At 40.1% G+C, this 20,024-nt stretch carries 13 protein-coding genes and 1 pseudogene; 1 reads left to right on the top strand and 13 read right to left on the bottom strand.

All coding sequences use genetic code 11. The features are described from left to right. From HMPREF0106_RS27120 to HMPREF0106_RS09530, 12 genes and pseudogenes are all read right to left on the bottom strand, one after another. Positions 1-132: pseudogene (locus HMPREF0106_RS27120) on the bottom strand (IS5/IS1182 family transposase); the annotation flags it as partial. Between the two features lie 359 nt (positions 133-491). Then, on the bottom strand, positions 492-1,439 hold the full coding sequence (gene cysK / locus HMPREF0106_RS09480; protein WP_009040328.1) for a cysteine synthase A: 948 nt from the start codon (positions 1,437-1,439) through the stop codon (positions 492-494). 121 nt (positions 1,440-1,560) lie between these two features. Beyond that, a complete protein-coding gene (locus HMPREF0106_RS09485; RefSeq protein ID WP_009040327.1) occupies positions 1,561-1,902 on the bottom strand; it encodes a cupin domain-containing protein in 342 nt (113 codons plus the stop codon). 28 nt (positions 1,903-1,930) lie between these two features. Beyond that, complete coding sequence (locus HMPREF0106_RS09490) at positions 1,931-2,731, bottom strand: alpha/beta hydrolase (protein WP_032851456.1); 801 nt, start codon at positions 2,729-2,731, stop codon at positions 1,931-1,933. A gap of 301 nt (positions 2,732-3,032) precedes the next feature. After that, on the bottom strand, positions 3,033-4,217 hold the full coding sequence (locus tag HMPREF0106_RS09495; protein WP_009040325.1) for a glycoside hydrolase family 26 protein: 1,185 nt from the start codon (positions 4,215-4,217) through the stop codon (positions 3,033-3,035). Between the two features lie 13 nt (positions 4,218-4,230). Further along, positions 4,231-5,715, bottom strand: coding sequence for a hypothetical protein (locus tag HMPREF0106_RS09500; protein ID WP_032851455.1), 1,485 nt, complete (start codon positions 5,713-5,715; stop codon positions 4,231-4,233). A gap of 10 nt (positions 5,716-5,725) precedes the next feature. Continuing rightward, entirely contained in the window at positions 5,726-7,189 is a 1,464-nt protein-coding gene (locus tag HMPREF0106_RS09505) for a hypothetical protein (RefSeq protein ID WP_009040323.1), read from the bottom strand. Between the two features lie 17 nt (positions 7,190-7,206). After that, positions 7,207-8,184, bottom strand: a complete 978-nt coding sequence (locus HMPREF0106_RS09510; protein WP_009040322.1) for a hypothetical protein — start codon at positions 8,182-8,184, stop codon at positions 7,207-7,209. A 16-nt stretch (positions 8,185-8,200) separates the two neighbouring features. Then, a complete protein-coding gene (locus tag HMPREF0106_RS09515) occupies positions 8,201-9,739 on the bottom strand; it encodes a RagB/SusD family nutrient uptake outer membrane protein (protein WP_009040321.1) in 1,539 nt (512 codons plus the stop codon). Between the two features lie 10 nt (positions 9,740-9,749). Then, complete coding sequence (locus HMPREF0106_RS09520) at positions 9,750-12,878, bottom strand: SusC/RagA family TonB-linked outer membrane protein (RefSeq protein ID WP_009040320.1); 3,129 nt, start codon at positions 12,876-12,878, stop codon at positions 9,750-9,752. Positions 12,879-13,102: 224 nt separating this feature from the next. Beyond that, positions 13,103-14,128, bottom strand: coding sequence for a glycosidase (locus HMPREF0106_RS09525; protein ID WP_008018960.1), 1,026 nt, complete (start codon positions 14,126-14,128; stop codon positions 13,103-13,105). A gap of 14 nt (positions 14,129-14,142) precedes the next feature. Next, a complete protein-coding gene (locus HMPREF0106_RS09530; protein WP_009040319.1) occupies positions 14,143-15,720 on the bottom strand; it encodes a sodium:solute symporter in 1,578 nt (525 codons plus the stop codon). A gap of 158 nt (positions 15,721-15,878) precedes the next feature. On the opposite strand from HMPREF0106_RS09530, the gene HMPREF0106_RS09535 reads away from it, so the two are divergent. Beyond that, positions 15,879-16,745, top strand: coding sequence for an AraC family transcriptional regulator (locus HMPREF0106_RS09535; RefSeq protein ID WP_004317421.1), 867 nt, complete (start codon positions 15,879-15,881; stop codon positions 16,743-16,745). A 10-nt stretch (positions 16,746-16,755) separates the two neighbouring features. Here HMPREF0106_RS09535 and HMPREF0106_RS09540 read toward each other — a convergent pair whose 3' ends face one another. Further along, positions 16,756-19,326, bottom strand: coding sequence for a beta-mannosidase (locus tag HMPREF0106_RS09540; RefSeq protein ID WP_022199449.1), 2,571 nt, complete (start codon positions 19,324-19,326; stop codon positions 16,756-16,758). Between the last annotated feature and the right edge of the window lie 698 nt (positions 19,327-20,024).

Below are 20,024 nucleotides of genomic sequence, written 5' to 3'. Positions count from 1 at the left end.
TAGCGGGGAGAAAGCTTCTTCAAAACGGCGCCAGTCTATCTTATTGGCAAGCAGGTATAAGGGATGCCTGGGATTCAGCTGGTCTGTCAAAGAGCTGAACAAGGAGGGCTGAGGGGTGGTCTTGTTTATCATAATAATCTGCAAGTTTTCAACCATAAAGATACAAAAACTTGCAGATATATCAAAGCAATTTATATATTAATATGTTGATTATTAGGCGTAAAAGCACATTCTAAGGGGCGACTAAGTAGACATTTATAAGTAAATGCGCATTATTAATGTATACACTCCCGACAATAACTCTATGAGACACTGCGTTACTTTGTGGTGAATTCAAATTATCATCTAACCGGCTGAACAGCCTCTAACAGCTGTTCAACCAAATTTAAACAACCGCTCCTCTTGATCCAAACGACCGTATGTCTACAACAAAAAGACAATCGTTTGAGCCCAAAGGAGCGGTTGTTTTTATCTGAAGGAAAGCGGCATTATTACAAAGGGTATTCCTCAAAAGCATACAAAATGGTAGATAAATAACGTTCACCTGTATCGGGTAATAATGCAACAATCATTTTCCCGGCATTTTCCGGTCGCTTCGCCAGTTCCGTAGCAGCATATACGGCTGCTCCTGAAGATATGCCTACCAACAAACCTTCCTGTTTGGCTAATTCACGACTCGTACGAATGGCATCGTCATTCTGCACCTGAATAATTTCATCTACGACAGAAGCCTTGTACGTTTTAGGAACAAACCCTGCACCGATTCCCTGAATCTTATGCGGACCTGGTTTACCTCCCGATAGTACCGGAGAATCAGAAGGTTCTACTGCCACGATCTTTATACTCGGATCACGCATCTTCAGCGCTTCCCCTACACCGCTAACTGTCCCGCCAGTACCTACTCCGGCCACAAAGATATCGACTTTCCCCTCGGTATCTCTCCATATTTCCAGACCGGTAGTCCGTAAATGCATGGCAGGGTTAGCAGGATTCTCAAATTGTTGTAAGATGACAGCTCCCGGAGTGACCGCCTTCAGTTCTTCAGCTTTGGCAATGGCTCCTTTCATACCATCCGCACCAGGAGTCAATACTAATTCCGCCCCTAAAGCTTTCAGAAGATTACGCCGTTCGATACTCATGGTATCGGGCATCGTCAGAATCAGTTTATAGCCTTTAGCTGCCGAAACAAAAGCCAACCCCACACCGGTATTCCCGCTGGTCGGTTCAATGATAGTTGCTCCGGGATGCAAAATTCCTTTCGTTTCTGCATCCTCAATCATAGCCAATGCTACACGGTCCTTCACGCTTCCTGCCGGATTGAAAGATTCAATCTTTACAATCAGACGAGCTTTCAGGTCGTTACTTGTATTATAGTTACTAAGTTCCAATAACGGAGTATTACCCACCAAATCCGTCAATTTTCTTGCTATCTTTTCCATATATATCTGTTTTAAATTTCTCTTGTTTTAATATATGACAAAGATAGTGCGGATTCTGTTCAGGGTAAATACCATATATGTGGTAAATTCATACCACATATATCTGACTTCCTGCTAGATATTATATTAAGAAATCAGCTCTCATAGGGCTGAATGTATCAATCAATACACCTGCTTCCAGACAAACACATCCATGAGGCTGGTCAGGTTCCACATAATAACCATCACCTGTAGAAAGAATTTCTTTCCGATCTCCAATGGTCAATTCAAACTTACCGCTTGCAACATAAGTAACCTGGCTATGATAATGTTGGTGCATAGAACCGACGGCACCTTTCTCAAATTCCACTTTCACCATCATCAGTTGCCCGTCATACCCCATTATCTGGCGGCGGATTCCCGGAGCCGGTTTCTCCCAATCCAATTCTTTCCAAAACTGAAAAGCATCACTGCGTGTTTTCATCTTCCAATCTATTCTTATTATAACTATATTATTTGAATCTCTTCACATAATCTGCAATCAGATAACATGCCGGGCCAAGTACTTGACCATGATCGAATCCTTGCATTTCGTACAAAGTCACCTTCTCGTTACCTATACTTTTCAAGACAGCTTCCAACAACGCATTTTCTTCATATCTTGCCGCCATCTCCAGATGCTTGTCCCCCGTAATCAACACGAGAGGAGCAGTTTCCTTGCGGGCCTTATTTACCGGAGCATACTCATCAACCACCGGAATACCGTCAGGCAAACCTCGTTCCTTGCGAATAGTGAAATGTGTCACCGTCTGACCACTCACCGGAAGATAAGCAGCTACACTATCGGCATTTGCTCCGTATGCTGCCATGTACTTTTTATCCATTGCCAGAATCAACGAAAGATAGCCTCCCGCAGAATGACCGGAAACAAAAATGTGATCCTTACGACCACCATACTTCTTAATATTCTTGAAAACCCATGCCACAGCTTCAGCCGCATCTTCGATGTAAGCCGGATTTTTTGCTTTCGGACTCAAACGGTAATTCACCGCCACTACTGCAAACCCTTGTTCTCTCAATTCTTTGGGAATAAATTTATTTCCACCTTCCATACCACCACCGTGAAACCAGACAATAGTTGAGAAATCCTTCTTGTTTTCAGGATAATAAATATCCAGTTTACAACGTTCCAAACGATAGGTATCCGTTTCGGAACCAGAGACATAAGATATATCTTTGTCTGTGCGATAAGCATTTTGTGCTTGAGCAATGCAAGTACAAAACAAAAAGAGAAGAAGGCAAATCTTTTTCATGATCTTATTTATTTCAGTATTTTTTAGTATTCTTTCCCAATAAGCAGCATACAACCAAATGGCATCCACGTTTCTTATAAAATGCAATATTACGAAATTCTAATAAGAAATAGTCCTTCTACATACAGCTAATTCTGTTCATGCAAAAAATTATTCGTCTGACGACTGTTGAACTTTCGTCTAACAACTGTCAGACAAAAAGTATACAGTTGTCAGACGAATAAAGTTATTCAGCTAGAAAACTAGTCTTCTGTATACATAAGACTAATTCTTATATAAAAAGCGATAACATCAGCGTTTATCATTTCACATTCATTCCTTCAGCCATTGTATACATATCCGGCAAATCGGCAGAGAAAAGCGAAACCGGACTTTCATACATCTTTATAAAACTCTTTTCAGAGGCATGCCCTTTAAAAACAGAGTAGAAATGCGACTCACTTTCACTAGGATCATATTTGTTTCTCCACATCACAATCATGCTGACAAACTGTCCCGTAGCAGGGGTAAGGATTTGCTGTGTCCAGTAGTTTTTCTCCGGAACACCATCACGTTGAATACCCTCTACTCCGGTTTCTGTAACCCCACACGGTTTTTTCAGTTCTTTTGACAGACGAGACAAGGTATTCATATTGGTAGTCAGCACAACCGGACTCAAACCATGATAAGAATCCATTCCTAAAAAATCTACATAATCATTGCCGGGCCATCTAAATAGGAAGTTCTCACGTCCCTGCACAGAATCTATTTGCGGGGAAATCGCATAAATAAGGTTATGCACATTTTTTGTGTCCCGCAAATAATTGACGGTAAACTTCCAAAAGGAAGTAAATTCATCACTGGTCGTACATGAACTCCCCCACCACGACCATGTTTGGGTATGCTCATGATAAGGGCGGAAAATGACCGGAACTAATTCACCATTCTTACCTTTCAAATTCAGTGCAAAATTCGCCAAACGATCCAGCCAAGTTTTAAATTTAAGATGTGTAAGACTTCCCTCTTTAAGAATCTCCTTCACAACCTCATTACTGGAATTATCCCATGAATCACCTCCGGTCAACGGATTATTCAGATGTGCACATGCAATAAGTACCTCGCCACGCTCATAAGCCTCTAAAGCGACTCTTTTACGGATTTCATTTTCCGGGTTCTGATAACGATCATCCATTATTTCAGCAACATCAAAACTGAAAACCGCCGGATAGTCACCACAAACATCATGAGTGTCGGAGCGTCCTTCCTCATTATACCATTTACGACCATACCAAAGATCATCATGATGTCCGAACATGAAACCTTTTGACTGAATAGCCCAAAGATTCGAATACAAGGCTTTAGTCTCGGAAGTCGCATTTTTATCTACAATGGAGAGTTCTTTCACTTCTTCATATTCCGGATAAAGCGCCGATACCTCTTCCACATCGCTACAACTCATAAAGACGGATGCTAATCCGACCAAAAGTATATTGATTTGCTTTTTCATAATTATCTGTCTTTTAATCTATATTCGTTAATAAAATAAAACTTTGAGCCTTGAGGATAGTCTGATAAGTTCCATCAACAGTTAATCCTGTCTGGACAGGGACGGGGTGTCCTTCATTGTTAGTTTGCCTATTCCCTTCTTCATATACATATAAAGAAACATTCTCGAGAGCAGCAGGCAAAGAAATATCCAAAGATCGATCCTCGTCTCCTATATTAACGGCAGCAAAAACATATTTTCCTTGATATTCTCCAGCAGCCGCATAAACACCTTTCGTGCGATCAAGCGTTGTTTTAAGGATATTAGAACCAGTCGGAAAATAACGGCACATCAATGACCAAGTGTAATACCACGGACGGATTTCTTCCTGCGAAGGGTCATCGAAGACTTCTTCTCCTAAGATATTCCACATTCCCCACAACTTAATATCTTCCGTCTTACCAGAATCACCGCTACTGTGCATTGCGTCATCCAACATCCAGGCAGCTATTCCCGAATATCCTCCATTCATTACCTCCATACAGAGCAATGGCATATCAAGACCATAAAAATAGTCGTATACCAACATATTAGAATCTGTACCTTTAGTAAACGGATGACCTTCGACACGCCGGTTATACTCTTTCATTAACAACGAATCTGCTTCACGCCAATATTTGTAACCGGCCTCTCCCAACACAATCTTTTTACCAGCAGGAATAAATTCCTTATGGCGAGCCAGAATCTCCGCATATTGCCCAGAACGTACTTCATGTTGTCCGGGATAGGCATGAATATCGTAAATACCGATGTGCGAATCCAAGTCGGTGGCCGCCTGTTTCACCCATCCTGCCGCGTCAAATGGAGAAGACGGATTCTTGTAATCAACGACTGCATCAGGGCCGGCAAACTTCACTTTGCCGTCTAGTCCGGGATATTCTTTCATCTTATCCGCAAAACGGAGTAACATGGATTTCCACAGGTCGTAGTCACCGTCAGTTGAAGCCCAATTCCCATCAGGTTCATTAAAGATCACAAAATATTTGATACAGGAAAAGCCAAGATCATTGACCAGATAATTCAGGTAATCGACAGACATATCCACCCAACATTGTTCATCCTTCATAGCCCAAGTAGGGGGATTATATTCACCATACATCACCACAATATTATGATCCGTACAATACTGCAACAAGCGGGAAAGTGACGCTATATTACGTGTTTTATCATACTTTCCCGTCTGCGGATCATAATAACGAAAAGGACTGTTAATCATACAACGCACATACCCCATACGCATAAAGTCAAGGCGTTTAAACAGTTTCTGCCAGTCTTCGTCAGAAACGGAGGCTCCCCATGACTCGGCTTCATCGTAAGGGTCCCACTCCACACCATTTCCTATGTAACCGGAAGTAACAACCTCTTGAAATACATTCACTGTCAGCCGGTTGTCAGAGTGCGTACATGAAACAAGCAACATCCCCACCACAAAAGTTCCTATTATTGTTTTTAAATTCATCATTCTGTTTTTAATAATCGTAATTAGTATACACTATCAGTGATTCTGCCGGCATAGTCACTGTCTCTCCTTTCTCAAGGTGAAGAATCAAGTTCTCATCATTCGGCAAAAGGAGACAATCTCCTTTCTGTTTCAACGTACCGTCCGAATAGATGAACTTTTTACAACCTGACAGAGAAGAAAGAACATCACTTTTTAGTTTTACCGTTTTGGGACTATCAGAAACATTCACCAAAGCAATCATATATTTCCCATCTTTTCCTGATACGGCAGCCTTTACGAAAGGCTCTCCGGTGGTGTCTGTTCTATAAACCGCAGTTCCGGCAGGCATATACCTGGTCAGTAACGACCAGGCATAATACCACGGACGGACGTTTTCCTCTTCTGCCCCGAAACATTCTTCACCGAATATATTCCAGAATCCCCAAATCTTCAGTTTGTCAGGTGCTTCATTAGAGTGCATGGCATCATCCAGCATCCAGGCAATGGAACCTGAAAAACCTGTATTGACAGTTTGAATAAGAGCATCTGCCATATCTGTTCCATACATATAATCATAAACAAACATCTGCGAATCTTCCAACGAGGCGTTAACTTTACTCCTGGCTCTACGAATATTCTCCTTCTGATACAAAGAATCAGCCTTTTCCACAAATTTAAAACCAATTTCTCCCATCACGATTTTCTTTCCTTCAGGAATCTTCTCTTTATAGGCAGCAATAATATCTGCATATTCTCCAGAATTAACGGTGACTTTAGACGGATAAGTATGGATATCGTAAAGTTCTATTTGTTCGTTCAACTGCACTGCACAGCTATCTATCCATCTTGTCTCCGCTTTATCCCAGATGGCAATATCCGGACCGACGATACCAACTTCTCCGATCAAGTCAAATTCTTTCATATATTGATAAAACTGCCGGACAGATGATGCCCAAAGAGGAAAACTCTTATTAGTGGCAGCCCAATAACCATTCGGCTCATTCACTAGATTGTAATAGCGGATACAAGAATATCCTTTATTATGAACCAGATAATCAACCAAGGCAGCTGCGTGACGAAGACTTTGACTGTCAATCTCTGCTTCGCGGGCACGAATGACACTCCATCCCCAATCTCCGAACATGACAGTCACATTACGACTCTGGCAGTAGTCTAACATTTTGGATAATACTTCCATCCCCCGTTCCGGCACCAATCTCCCCTGGTCAACAAACGAAGAAGTATTAATCATGATACGAATAAACTGCGGACGCATAAAATCAAGTCTGTCATACAGTTTCTCCCAATCGGCTTCCGAAATAGTTAGTTTACCTTTGCCATAATCCAGTTGATAAGGATCCCACTGCGCCCCATTGCCTATATAGCAATCATTTAGCACCGTTTCCGTATCTATAGTGATTATTACATCCTGTTCTACCGGAGCACAGGATGCAAAAAAGGCAACTATAAAAAGAAAGAAGTATTTCTTCATATTTTATCATCCATTAGTTAATCCTCATTTTTTGTCACGAGTACAAAGAACTTACGTGCCTGTTTAGCAAACACATCATAATCAGTATAAATATAGGTCCACTCATCCACACCATTGATTTGGAAAGAGAAAGCATTATTCGGCAAAGTTACCGTATTGGTATAACCTCCCCCCTGGAATAATGTATAAGTTCCCGGATTTTCGAGTACGGCAGTCGATTCATTTCCGTCCGAATCAATAAAAGTAATGGTACCTAAACTGTAATTACGAATCCAACGGCTCTCTCCTACTGGGATTTTCCGATAATACTTCTTCAGATCAATATCCGTCTTATCTGCCGGATTAGAAGAACCTTTAAATATAAAATCTGCATATTTCCCGTCAGGCCCGGCAGCATTTATACATTTCCCGGATGTGTTTCCATCATCTGTGATATTCTCCATAATAAAGGTCAGTGTATTGTCATACTCTTTTTCCGGGGAATATTCATCATACCAGCACCATGATTTGTCCATAAACGGATAAACTCTTCCGCCACCCCATTCCGGACCTGTACCACCATAAATAATCAAATTATTAATCGACCATGTACCTTCCAGACTTTCACGGAATTCATTCACATAGATCATATATTCACGTGTTTTTCCAGTTGCGGAAGTTACAGTAAGAACCGACTTTCGCTCCGGATTACTAAAATCCAATGTACTGCCTTTACCTGCAGAAGCTGTGGCTTGATACGACAATTCAATAGATTCTATTTCAACTTTTGACAAATCAGGAATAGCCCCCACATTAAGGGTTACGGTAACTTCCCCGGTTGTATCATCAATGCGTTCAATTTCAGCCTGTCCCACCTGGTTCTTGAATTTAAGATTCGTTACAGACCTCTCGTTATTCCATCCTCCATCATTCAAATCATCCTGCATGTCTTTCACACAAGATTGCATTACCCCCATACAAAGGATAAACAGTGTGTATTTTAATAGTTTATTCATAGCTCACGATTTTTTATTATTCTCTTAAACTTGGATTAAGATTAATCTCGGTTTGCGGCAACGGATAGAAAGAATATTGACTTTCATTTAGTCCGGCATCCTTCACTTCTTTGATTTCTCCAATCCTGCCCCAACGACGAATATCGTACATACGATCTCCTTCAAAAGCCATTTCAAACTTACGTTCTTCATATACTTTCTCCCGGAATTCATCTATCGGCAATCCTGGAGTCAAATCCCCCAATCCTGCCCTATGTCTGATAAAGTTTATCAGTTCATAAGCCTTGGTAGTCGGGCCGACAGCTTCGGCATACACCATCGCAATGTCAGTAAAACGAATGAGAAAGGGGCGTGTACTAGTCTTATCCCCATCAAATTTGGGATCGATGTATTTTCGGCAGAAGGGGTACTCAAAATCACCGCCATCCGGTTTCCATTCCGCTTTTACCGTTCCATCTTCATTATACACCTTGTCCACAATGAGATCTTTCTTACGCAAATCGTTTCCATCAAACTCATTATAGAAATTCATTTCCGTACGATATTCTCCCCAACCGTCATGAGATTTTATATATTCATCTTTGTCTCCTTGCTTGATCCAGATAGTAGCACCCTCAATATAAGGAAGGAACATTTTGGATATCTTAGAATATTGTCCTTCTGCCTCTCCCGTTCTATCCATAGACATCAAGAAAATATTTTCTTTACCGGCAAAGTTCTCTACATCATAAATCTTGAGCAAATCACTTTCAAAACCATACGTATTCTGCGGATAATCCGGATCCAATCCTAATGCTCTTCCGGCATAAGTCATAGCATCTTGATAGAGAGAATTGACATCTTTCGCCATTTCCTTGTATAAAGGCACATTATTTGCTTTGGCAGAAGCTGCATATAAATAGATTTTAGCTAACAAAGCCTGTGCACCGACTCTATCGATACGTCCCATTATGGGGGCAGCGTATACAGGCAACAATTCTTCCGCTTTTTTACAATCGTCAATCATCAAATCATAAATCTCATCCATATTATTTGCCAAAGGAGTACCCGTTTGCGACAGTGTCTCCACTACTCCATAATGCATCGGTACCAAACCGAAGTTACGTGAAAGACAGAAGTAATTGTATGCACGTAAAAAATAAGCTTCACCCAAATACTGATCCTTTAGCTTGGAATCAATATCCGTACCCGGCATCTTCTTAATGACAGCATTCGCCCGATTAATAGCAATGAATGAGTATTTAAAGAAATTGACCAAAGTAGCATTGGTATCAAAGTTATCAATTCTCCACAGATTCAAGGCACGATTATCAACGGAGGCATCTCCTTTAGTAGTCATAATTTCAGTAGGCATATCACCGATGAAATAAAGAGCACGCGAATACTCGATATAGGTAAGAGTAGCATAAGCGTAATGAATAGCTGCCATTGCATCCCCCTCTGTTTTATAGAAGTTATCTTCGGAATAGAATCCGTAAGGCTCTTCATCAAGACTGCAACCGGAAAAGCCCAGGATACAGCTTATTAAAATGAAAGTGTATATATTCTTTTTCATATCATTTAATTTAGAATGTTATATCAAGACCTACTGTCCATTTCCTCAAGCGAGGATACCCACCAGAATAAATTCCGTTTTGCCCGACTTCCGGATCATACCCGTCGAACTTGGTAAATGTATATAAATTGGAAGCATTCATATATAGGCGTATTTTCGAGGCAAACACTTTCTGTTTAGGCAAATCAAAGGTATACCCTACTGTCAGATTCTGAATTCTCACAAAAGAGCCGTCTTCTATCCAATAGTCAGAAAAGCGAGTCTGACGTCCGTCACGCAGACTGGGATATTTGTTAGTCGGGTTGTCAGGTGTCCAACGGAGTGCAGCATTATGCGGATCACCAAAAGTCTTGGTGTTCAACACATCATTTCCAAACACACCATTCAGGAAAATACTCGCATCCAGTTTCTTCCAACGGAAAGAAAGATTCAGACTTGCCGTAAAATCAGGATTAGGATCACCGATAATACATTTATCGTTTTCATTCACAACACCTTGTGTCCCGTCCCCATCATACGTATTGACATATTTGAATTCTCCCGGCATAGCATCTTCTCCCGACAATCCTGCGTTAAGTCCTTCCGGCAAAGTCTGAATAATTCCATCACATTTATATCCATAAAAGACATTGATCGGTTGGCCAATAGCAAGTATATTAGTATAAGAGCGATACTGTTCACTCAAGTTACCGACAACTTCATATTCCATTCCCGTACGGGCATCTTTCAATAGACCCGATTCGACACTACTTCCCAAATCAACCACCTTGTTACGGTTCATAGAGAATATAAAAGTTCCATTCAAGCTCCAATCTTTTTTATCTACCATAACTCCGTCAATCGTTACTTCAAATCCCCGGTTGCGAATCTTACCATCATTCACCCACATGCGGTCATAACCGGAAGAAAGAGCCAGGTTTCTTTCTCTCAACAGATCAGACGTCTCTTTATTGTAAATATCCAAAGTGACGCGAAGTCTTCTGTTAAAGAAAGCCATATCAATACCAAAGTCCCATTGCGCAGTTGTCTCCCATTTCAGATCCGGATTAGGAATTCCACTCCAAATTTTCCAGATTCCGTCTTGCCCGGACTGCCCTGACTCATACCCGGGACCGATAGCAGTCAGCCATTGTCCCTGATGGTAATATTTAGTCGTTCCATAACGGCTAAGAGTCTGATAAGGACTGATTCCCTGATTTCCCGAAATACCGTAACTTAAACGAAACTTCAATTCATCAAATGTATTTAGTTTCTTTATAAACTTCTCTTCGTGAGCTTTCCAGCTGATAGCTCCGGAAGGGAAATACCCCCACTTGTTATTCTTACCGAATTTAGAAGAACCGTCGGCACGAAAAGTGGCAGTAAGCAAATACTTATTATCATAAGTGTAATTCAGACGGGCCATTCCGGAAACCAGTTTACTTTTCGAGAACCCGTTGGAAATAATATTGTTCGCTTTCTCTCCGGCTCCCATATTCTCATTTCCCAATGCTTCATTCACAAAACCATTAGCAGTCAGATACGAATCACGATATTGATACCACTCGTAAGAATGACCTACCATGGCGCCCACTTCATGTTTGCCGAACATTTGAGAGTAATTGGCAAATGTTTCGGAAACAAAATTTTGATTCTCTGTGTTACCAATGACTCCCCTACCACGATTCTCCGTACCGACTTGGGTGTATTTCTGTGGCAGATACTGGTCGTTGGTAGATTTTCCATATTTATAATTCAACTGGCTTGTGAGACGAAGTTGCGGTATCACTTGCCATTCAAAAGCTCCGGATGAGATAACATCCAGCATTTTGGTTTTATCCTTTTTATGCTCGCGAATAGCGATAGGATGACTATAATCTTGAGCAGTAGTCTGATAATAAGTTCCGTCTTCATTATACACAGGATAAATCGGATTTCTCCAATAAGCCATTCCGCCATTGTTATTACGGTTGCCAAGATATAGAATATTGGATGCACGAATCGTAAAGTTCTTATATATCTTATGACTGACATTCAGATTATACCCCCCTTTACTATAATCATCATCAATATACATTCCTTGGTCCGTATAATAATTAGCACTCAAGTTAAAACTCGTCTTCTCGTTAGCACTGGAGACAGAAACTGTTGTATTATTAGACACAGGCGCATCTCTAAACACTAATTCATCCCAACGGGTATTGGTTGTCCAAGTAGTCTGAAGCTCCTCAATAGACGGGTAATAAACACCGGCAGAATTATTTGCACCGATATAGAGCGGCTGTAATCCACCATTCACACGTCCCTCATTGTTCAACATTGCCATCATCACCGGGTCTCTCCACAAATCCAGTTTGGAAGAAAATTCAGAGAAAGTGAGCTGCTGTTTGACAGATACCGTCGTAGTTCCTTCTTTCGCCCTTCGAGTGGTTACAATTATAACTCCATTAGCACCTCTGGAACCATAAATTGCAGAAGCAGAAGCATCTTTCAATACTTCCATTGAAACAATATCATCGGTATTAATCTGTTTCAAATCACCGGCATCTCCCAATGGAAAACCATCTACCACAATCAAAGGTGAATTGGATCCGCGCAGCGAACTATTACCACGAATACGAACCGTTGATCCGGCTCCCGGATCCTGTGACGAATTGATTACTTGTACACCAGCCGCACGCCCCTGCAACAATCCTTCAACAGAATTAGCCGGTATATCACTTAATGCCTCCGGCTTTACCGTCGCAACCGATCCCGTCAAATCACTCTTTTTCACCGACCCGTACCCAATGACCACCACCTGATCAAGTAATTGAGTAGCATCACTAAGTACCGCATTTACCACCTTTTTTCCGGAAACCGATATTTCTATACTATTCATACCTACATAAGAAAACTCTAAAACCCCATTCACCGGCACATTGGCCAGAGAGTAATTCCCATCAAAATCACTGACTGTTCCTACAGCCGAACCTTTAATTTTAATAGTAGCTCCTATCAGAGGCTCACCTTGTACATCTTTAACCACTCCAGTCACAGTAATCTTGGAAGATGTTTGCTCTACCGCAGCCCATGCGGTAGAAAATACGGACAAAAAAAGGCATATCAACACAACTTTGCAGAGTGACATGCTACCAAGCCGTTTTTTCTGTTTATTCATCATAATATAAAATTTAAGCGTTGAATTCTTTACTGATAATTTGATAATACAAATATAGACTATAACCTTTCATTTTCATTCGCACTATTTACTCTATTATTATACTTTTTTGAACGATTTAATCTATGATTATCTATTTTTCGCATAGCAACCTCCCCAATGTACACATAAACAGTGTATACACATCACATTAAAAGACTAAAAGATAAAGGAGATTCAGTTAATTACACCTTGCAGTCGGTCAACAAGTAAGAGAGCAGTTCATTTACAGAGCAGGTAGCCACGCAGACATACTTATCCGCACTACCATAATACACAAAGAGCGTATCATCCACAATCACATTTCCCGTAGGGAATACACAACCGTTATAATACCCGTTTATCTCGAAGTCCTCTTCCGGTTCGAGAATTGATTCATGCGTTTTGGCTAGTATTTTCAGAGGGTTATCCAAGTCGAGCAATAAAGCCCCCACCCTATAATACCCTTTTCCGCCATGCTCCACACCATGATAGAGCATCAACCAACCCTTGTCCGTTTTCAAGGGAGGAGTACTTCCACCAATCTTTTCCTCCCAAGTATTTTCACGTCCTGTCAGAAGAAGATGGCTTTCCTTACCCTCCCAATCTAATAAATCATCCGAAAACTTTATCCAGATAGAAGGGTATTCTACACCAAATTTTTCGCCAATATACTGCTTGGGGCGATGTAACATAACAAATTGTCCGTTTACCTTCTCGGGAAAAAGAATCACATCGCGATCATCAAGCACCGGCGAAGTCAGACGTCCCAAACGGCGAAAATGGCAAAAATCTGTAGTAACAGCCAGCCCAGTATTACCTAAATTCTTAGCAATAGCTGCAGGAGCATACTTACCACATTCAGGAAGTAAAACTTCATCATGCCCAAACTTCCAATACTGCCCGGGTGGTACCGGCCGATAGGCATAAGTAATATAATACTCACCATCAAACTTCACAATACGAGGATCTTCCACACATCCGGAATCAGGCCCATCGACACTCGGAGAAAAAGCCGGCCGATCCGAGTGTCTTTCAAAATAAAACCCATCCCTGCTCGTAGCCAATCCCAAGCGGATAACATGTTCTCTATCATTACCTGCAGCACGATATAACATATAAAACATGCCGTTATCATAGAACACGCCAGGATTACAAGTCACCAAAGATTCCCAATCATTCTTTTCCGACGGAGAAAGAATCGGGTTTCCTTCAAATTTCTTTAATTTCATATATTCTATTTATTTTATTGAAAAATAATCCAAATCAATGCGCTTAACACAAGTAACACCCCTGCCCATACCTGATAGTTCTTATACCAGACTACTGTTTTCAAGGTTACATATTCTTCTTTCAGATCGCTAAAAGAAAAGGTGGTGTCAGTAAGCTTATCTTTACCCGGAGCCGCATAAAAGAAACTGCTGATGTAAATCACTATTATACTGAATATCAACAAGAAAGGAACCATCAATAAAAAGTGCAAATCACCAAAAACCGTATTTTTAAAGAAAAGTAAAAGAACCGCTACTACCAGACCGAGAATCAATCCCATAAAAGCTCCGCCACCATTCACTCTCTTATTAAAAATTCCAAGAAGGAAAGCCGCTACGATAGGAGGAGAAATATAAGAAAGCATTTCCTGATAATATTTTAGAAGAGATCCGAATTTACCAATTTGAGGTGCCCATAATGCAGCTAACAGAATAATCACACAAGAAGCGATTTTACCAACCAGTACCAGCTTTTTTGTATCAGCATGTTTATTAAACTTCGCATAAAAATCCATCGTAAACAAAGTAGAAGTAGAATTCAAGATAGCACTAATCGTAGAAGTCAATGCAGACAACAGAGCAGCCAGCATAATACCCAGCAAACCCACAGGCATTAATTGCATCACCATATTAGGATATACCATATCGGGTTTATCCAAACCTGGAAATAAATCACGGGCAATCAATCCGGGAATAGCGATAATAAACAATGTGCTCATCGTGAGAAAACCGGTGAATATAACACCTCTCCGACCTTCATCAATAGTTCTGGCACTCAAAACACGTTGTACTAAAGTCTGATTATTAGCCCAGAAGTAAATACCCAATATGGGCATCCCCACGATCAGCCCCAACCAAGGAGTGGCATTATCGGACAACGGGCGAATCAGCTTCACCAATATATCATCGTTTTCAAACAAATGATAGAAATAACTTCCTCCCTGTTGAAAACAGAAATAGGTAAGCAAAACCGAACCTAAAATCAAAACTACCGCCTGTATCAGTTCCGCGTTAATGGCAGAAGAAAGTCCTCCCGGAATTGTATATGAAGCTGCAATAATAGCAAAGACTATAATAATCATCTGAAGATCAGCTTCAGGTAATACCAGTTTGATAATTAATGCGGCTGCATAAAGCGCACCGGCAGCATCCAGAAAAATATTTCCGATAATACAAATAGCGGAAAAGTAGTAACGGGAACGCTTATCAAACCTCTTCTCCAGAAACTCCGGAATCGTAAAGACCTTCGACCTTATATATAAAGGTAGAAGGAAAACAGCAAAAAACACCATAACCACAATACCGGTCAGGTTATAATTGAAAACGGCAAGTCCCGTATCATAAGCATCACCCGATTGCCCGATAAGCGTAGTACTGGATATACTGGCGGCAAACAGAGACAACCCTACAACCCACCAAGGCATGGAACGTCCGGCAAGAAAATACGATTGGGCATCCGAACTCTTTCCGTTCTTTACACCCCACCATATAATAAATAGCAAATATACGACTACGATTATAATATCAATAGTTCCGATAGAAAATGATTCCATAGCATTCAATTAGTTATTAAGTATGATTCACTTTGCAAATGTAAGGCATATAATGATAGTTTTTTGATATTATATTGCTTAATAATTATACTTTTTTGAATAGCCTGTTTTTGTATTATTATTATTCGTACATTTGTATCAAGTTAAATACAGTTCTTATGAAAGACATTCAAAAGGAAATTACTCCCATTTCTTCTGATGATTTATTCATCGTTTTAAATCATCCCAATGCAAAATTTGATTATCCGGTACATTATCACTCCGACTATGAAATTAATCTTGTGATGAATACGTATGGAGAAAGAATTGTAGGCGATTCAGTCGAAAAGTTTGACAATCTGGATTTGGTAATGACTGGTCCCAATCTTCCGCATGCCTGGAAAGGGGAGATTGTAGAAGGCAATCATGTGGTGACAATTCAGTTCTCGGACAAACTGCTCAATTTTCCAATATTGGAGAAACGACTATTCAGCCCGATTAAACAACTGTTACTCGACTCACAGAAAGGAATTAGCTTTTCTGAAAACACCATGCTGGCAATGAAAGAGAAAATTCTCCAGCTTACCCGGATGCAAGGCTTCCACACCGTTTTAGAGTTTCTCTCTATCTTGTATGATCTCTCCACTGCCGACAGACATATTTTAGTCAGTAATCTCTATGACACCAAAGACACGATACGTACCTCAAAAAGTAGACGCATTGCAAAAGTCTGCGACTATATAGAGAAGAATTTTGAAGAACCTATCAAACTGGGAGATGTAGCAGCTCTGGTAAATATGTCGGAATCCGCTTTCAGCCATTTCTTCAGAAAGAAAACAAATTGCACCTTTATTGACTATATCAACAACCTCCGTGTGGCCCGTGCTTGCCAGATGCTGACTGAAACATCACACACGGTAGCAGAAATCTGCTACTCGTGCGGATTTAATAATCTATCGAACTTTATTCGGATATTCAAAAAGAAGAAAGGAAACACACCTAGCGAATACCGTACAATCCTGCAACAGATGTTGATTAAATATTAAGTGCATTTATTTAATATCCATCGACCAACGATTTGATTTTTAGCTGTCGGGAAAAGTCCGTATATGAAATATCGGTACGAACTTTCACTATCTTATCTTTTCCCGGCATCAAATCGAAATAATTATCTTCAAAGAAATTATCAATTCCATCAAGAGACAAGTATACAGCTCTTGCAAAACGGTCTGCTTTTAAAGTCAATTCATATCCGTCAGGCAGTGACTTTAATTGATATGATATATTCACTTGCGGATATAACATCTCCTTTTGCTTCGTCAAGAAATAATTATTTGTGTAAATCGTTCCTTGTTGATCGGTAAGGGTTGCGGAGATAACAAGCTGATTTTCCGGTTGTGATTTTATAAATGAATTCAATTTGTGGGACATAACGACTTTACTTTCATTAGCAGGAATAGTTACCGATCTTCTGATTGAATTAACAAGCTTTCCTTCCATGTCACAGACTTCCAGTTCCAGTATAGCGCTCGTTTTCCTTAATCTATCAGATACAATATATACATCAAGCCTGTCATTATTAACTATGGGAGATACAAGCACGTCCCGAAAAGCTGCCTTGGCAAAATAATGTTGCGCTTTCCAACGTCCGTAGTAATCACGGCTCGACCACGAAGCAACCGGCCAGCAATCATTATGTTGCCAAAATAATGTCCCCATACAGTAAGGCATATCCCTGCGATGTGCTTCAATAGCCGTCTTAATAGCATCCCCTTGCAGTACAAGGTTCATATACAGAAATGATTCGAAGTCTTTAGGTTTGCGATATTCGTTCAGCAAATAGTCTTCAATCAGTTTGTTCGCGAACTCACCTCCCCGTTGATGAGACATCATTACCTCGGAAGTTATTTCCCAGTCTTCAGGGTACGGAGCATACATTTTGACCGACTCAAATTCGGGAAAAGATTGAAAACCATATTCACTAAAGAAACGACTACGCACCTTATTATATTCGGAGATCGGCTTTTTTGCATGCCATACAGCCCAATAATGCGTATCCCCTTTATTATTCTCGGAAACTCCGTCATAACGACTGAAGGGCGATGAAGGCCAATAAAATGTTTCAGGGCTATTTTCTGTCACCACTTCCGGTAGCATTTTATGAAACAGATCTTCATACTGCTGCCAGATAATCCGGGCATACTCCGGATTCTGCTTCGCATAGTTTTCTTTCCAATTCCAACCAAACCAAGCTTCCAGACATTCATTATTACCACACCATAAAGCAAGAGAAGGGTGATTGCGCAAACGGCGAACATTATCAATCGCTTCCTGACGAATATTTTCCAGCAATTCACCTTCGGAGGGATATACGCTGCAGGCAAACATAAAATCCTGCCACACAAGAATACCATATTTATCGCATAATTCGTAGAAATAATCATCTTCATAAGTCCCTCCACCCCACACACGCAAAGTATTCATATTAGCATTGACAGCATCCAGGATCGTTTTCTCATACAGTTCCTTCGTCACACGAGGCAGAAAATTATCACAAGGGATATAATTAGCCCCTTTGGAAAATACAGGTATTCCATTAAGTTGAAAATAGAATGATCTTCCCTCTTTATCCTCCTTACGTATAACTTTTAATGAACGTATTCCTGTAGAAGTTATAAGACAGTCCTTATTTTGCTCGTTTGTTTTTACTTCGGTCCGGAATTCATATAGATTGGCTTTTCCGAGTCCATTGCTCCACCACAAATTAGGATTCTTTATAAAGAAGTTTACAGCAATCTTATTCAATCCTTTTGTCAGGCAGGTAGTAGTAGCACCATAAATCTTTCCAGTCTTATTGTCTCTGACCGTAACTTCAGCCTTCTCAATATCTTTATCGGCTAGTATTTCTACAATATTACTAATGTCGGCTTGTTTATAAGAAACCTCTTTTTGCCGGATAAACACATTTTCTATCCGCAAATCATCCCATGCTTCTAATAAAACAGGTCTCCAGATGCCAGAAGTTACCAGGCGAGGTCCCCAGTCCCAACCATAATGATAGCCTGCCTTACGGGCAAAAACACTAACCTTTCTATTGAATACTCCTCCATTCTCCGACTGGTCGTTGATTGCCTCATAGTGAAAAGGCAGCGCATCCCATTTAGGCATATCCCGTTTAATAGGAGAATGGAAATATATCCTTAATTTATTATCCTTTGCTTTCAGGTTATCTTTTACGGGAAGTTTCCATTCACGAAACATATTGTCTGCCTCCAATATCTTTTCTCCATTCAAATAGACATCTGCATAAGTATCAAGCCCTTTAAAATAAAGCCGTATATTGTTTTTATCCATCAATTCGGGTGCTACATCGAAGGTTGTTTCATAAATCCAGTCTTCCTTATCAACCCACTGTACACCTCTTTCATTTAAGCGATAAAAAGGATCTTCAATGATTTTATTATCAATCAAGTCAGTGTGTACTACTCCCGGGACTGTAGCAGGATACCAGTTAGAAAGACGAGCTTGTTTAAACCTCCATCCCGAATGGAGTTCTTTCTGAAGTGTATTGGCAGATATGTTACCATTCAGAGTGGAAAATGTAGTGACCATAGCTAGTGCAACCATCTTTAAATAAATTATCCTTGTTGATTTTCTCATAACAACTTTATTGTGTATTAGATTTCCATTTAAAATAACGTTGCAAACATAGGCAATTGTCAATCAATATTTTAATACTATATTACTTAATCATTATACTTTCTTGAAAAGGGTAATAGGAATTTATTTTATTTAAATAAACAACTGCTTATCGACTTGATAATATATACTTTCAATGTTCTATTTTTAATATTATACAAGGAAATGGCCAATTAGAAAATAACGAACCGGAAAATAAACTGCATAAATAAACGCATGAGCATACAAAAGAATGCCTAATATTGTATAAAAGCAAACAGGATATGCATCTTTCTCTATTCAGAAACCGCTCATTGCTTTAAAACCAACGAAGTGTTCCTCGGTGTGCATCGACTTGTTCCTCACCGAGGAAGCTATCGTTCCCCGGTGAAGAAGATAAAAATGAACTATTAAGAAACATTTTTTCTCTAGTTTACCATAATATATCGGAAAGGAAAAAATAATAAAATGATTAGTTATTCGGGCATCTGCTCTCCAAATAACAAAAATAATCAAAAATCTATCGCAGCTTGATTGGCATATTTTCGAAACAGCAGAAATAGAGAATCGTGTAATTACAAATACAGGACATTTTCTTGCTTTTCTTTACCAAACTGCAATTCACGTCCTTCTTGCAATGATTAAAT

The sequence above is a fragment of the Bacteroides sp. D22 genome (assembly GCF_000163675.1).
In the GTDB taxonomy this organism is placed as follows: domain Bacteria; phylum Bacteroidota; class Bacteroidia; order Bacteroidales; family Bacteroidaceae; genus Bacteroides; species Bacteroides xylanisolvens.
This window is presented reverse-complemented; position numbering and strand designations above follow the sequence as displayed.

Coding starts and splice junctions, on each gene's coding strand:
- HMPREF0106_RS09535 (WP_004317421.1), top strand. CDS start 15,879: ATGAAAGACATTCAAAAGGAAATTACTCCCATTTCTTCTGATGATTTA.
- HMPREF0106_RS09490 (WP_032851456.1), bottom strand. CDS start 2,731: ATGAAAAAGATTTGCCTTCTTCTCTTTTTGTTTTGTACTTGCATTGCT.
- HMPREF0106_RS09510 (WP_009040322.1), bottom strand. CDS start 8,184: ATGAATAAACTATTAAAATACACACTGTTTATCCTTTGTATGGGGGTA.
- HMPREF0106_RS09530 (WP_009040319.1), bottom strand. CDS start 15,720: ATGGAATCATTTTCTATCGGAACTATTGATATTATAATCGTAGTCGTA.
- HMPREF0106_RS09515 (WP_009040321.1), bottom strand. CDS start 9,739: ATGAAAAAGAATATATACACTTTCATTTTAATAAGCTGTATCCTGGGC.
- HMPREF0106_RS09540 (WP_022199449.1), bottom strand. CDS start 19,326: ATGGTTGCACTAGCTATGGTCACTACATTTTCCACTCTGAATGGTAAC.
- HMPREF0106_RS09520 (WP_009040320.1), bottom strand. CDS start 12,878: ATGAATAAACAGAAAAAACGGCTTGGTAGCATGTCACTCTGCAAAGTT.
- HMPREF0106_RS09485 (WP_009040327.1), bottom strand. CDS start 1,902: ATGAAAACACGCAGTGATGCTTTTCAGTTTTGGAAAGAATTGGATTGG.
- cysK (WP_009040328.1), bottom strand. CDS start 1,439: ATGGAAAAGATAGCAAGAAAATTGACGGATTTGGTGGGTAATACTCCG.
- HMPREF0106_RS09495 (WP_009040325.1), bottom strand. CDS start 4,217: ATGAAAAAGCAAATCAATATACTTTTGGTCGGATTAGCATCCGTCTTT.
- HMPREF0106_RS09525 (WP_008018960.1), bottom strand. CDS start 14,128: ATGAAATTAAAGAAATTTGAAGGAAACCCGATTCTTTCTCCGTCGGAA.
- HMPREF0106_RS09500 (WP_032851455.1), bottom strand. CDS start 5,715: ATGAATTTAAAAACAATAATAGGAACTTTTGTGGTGGGGATGTTGCTT.
- HMPREF0106_RS09505 (WP_009040323.1), bottom strand. CDS start 7,189: ATGAAGAAATACTTCTTTCTTTTTATAGTTGCCTTTTTTGCATCCTGT.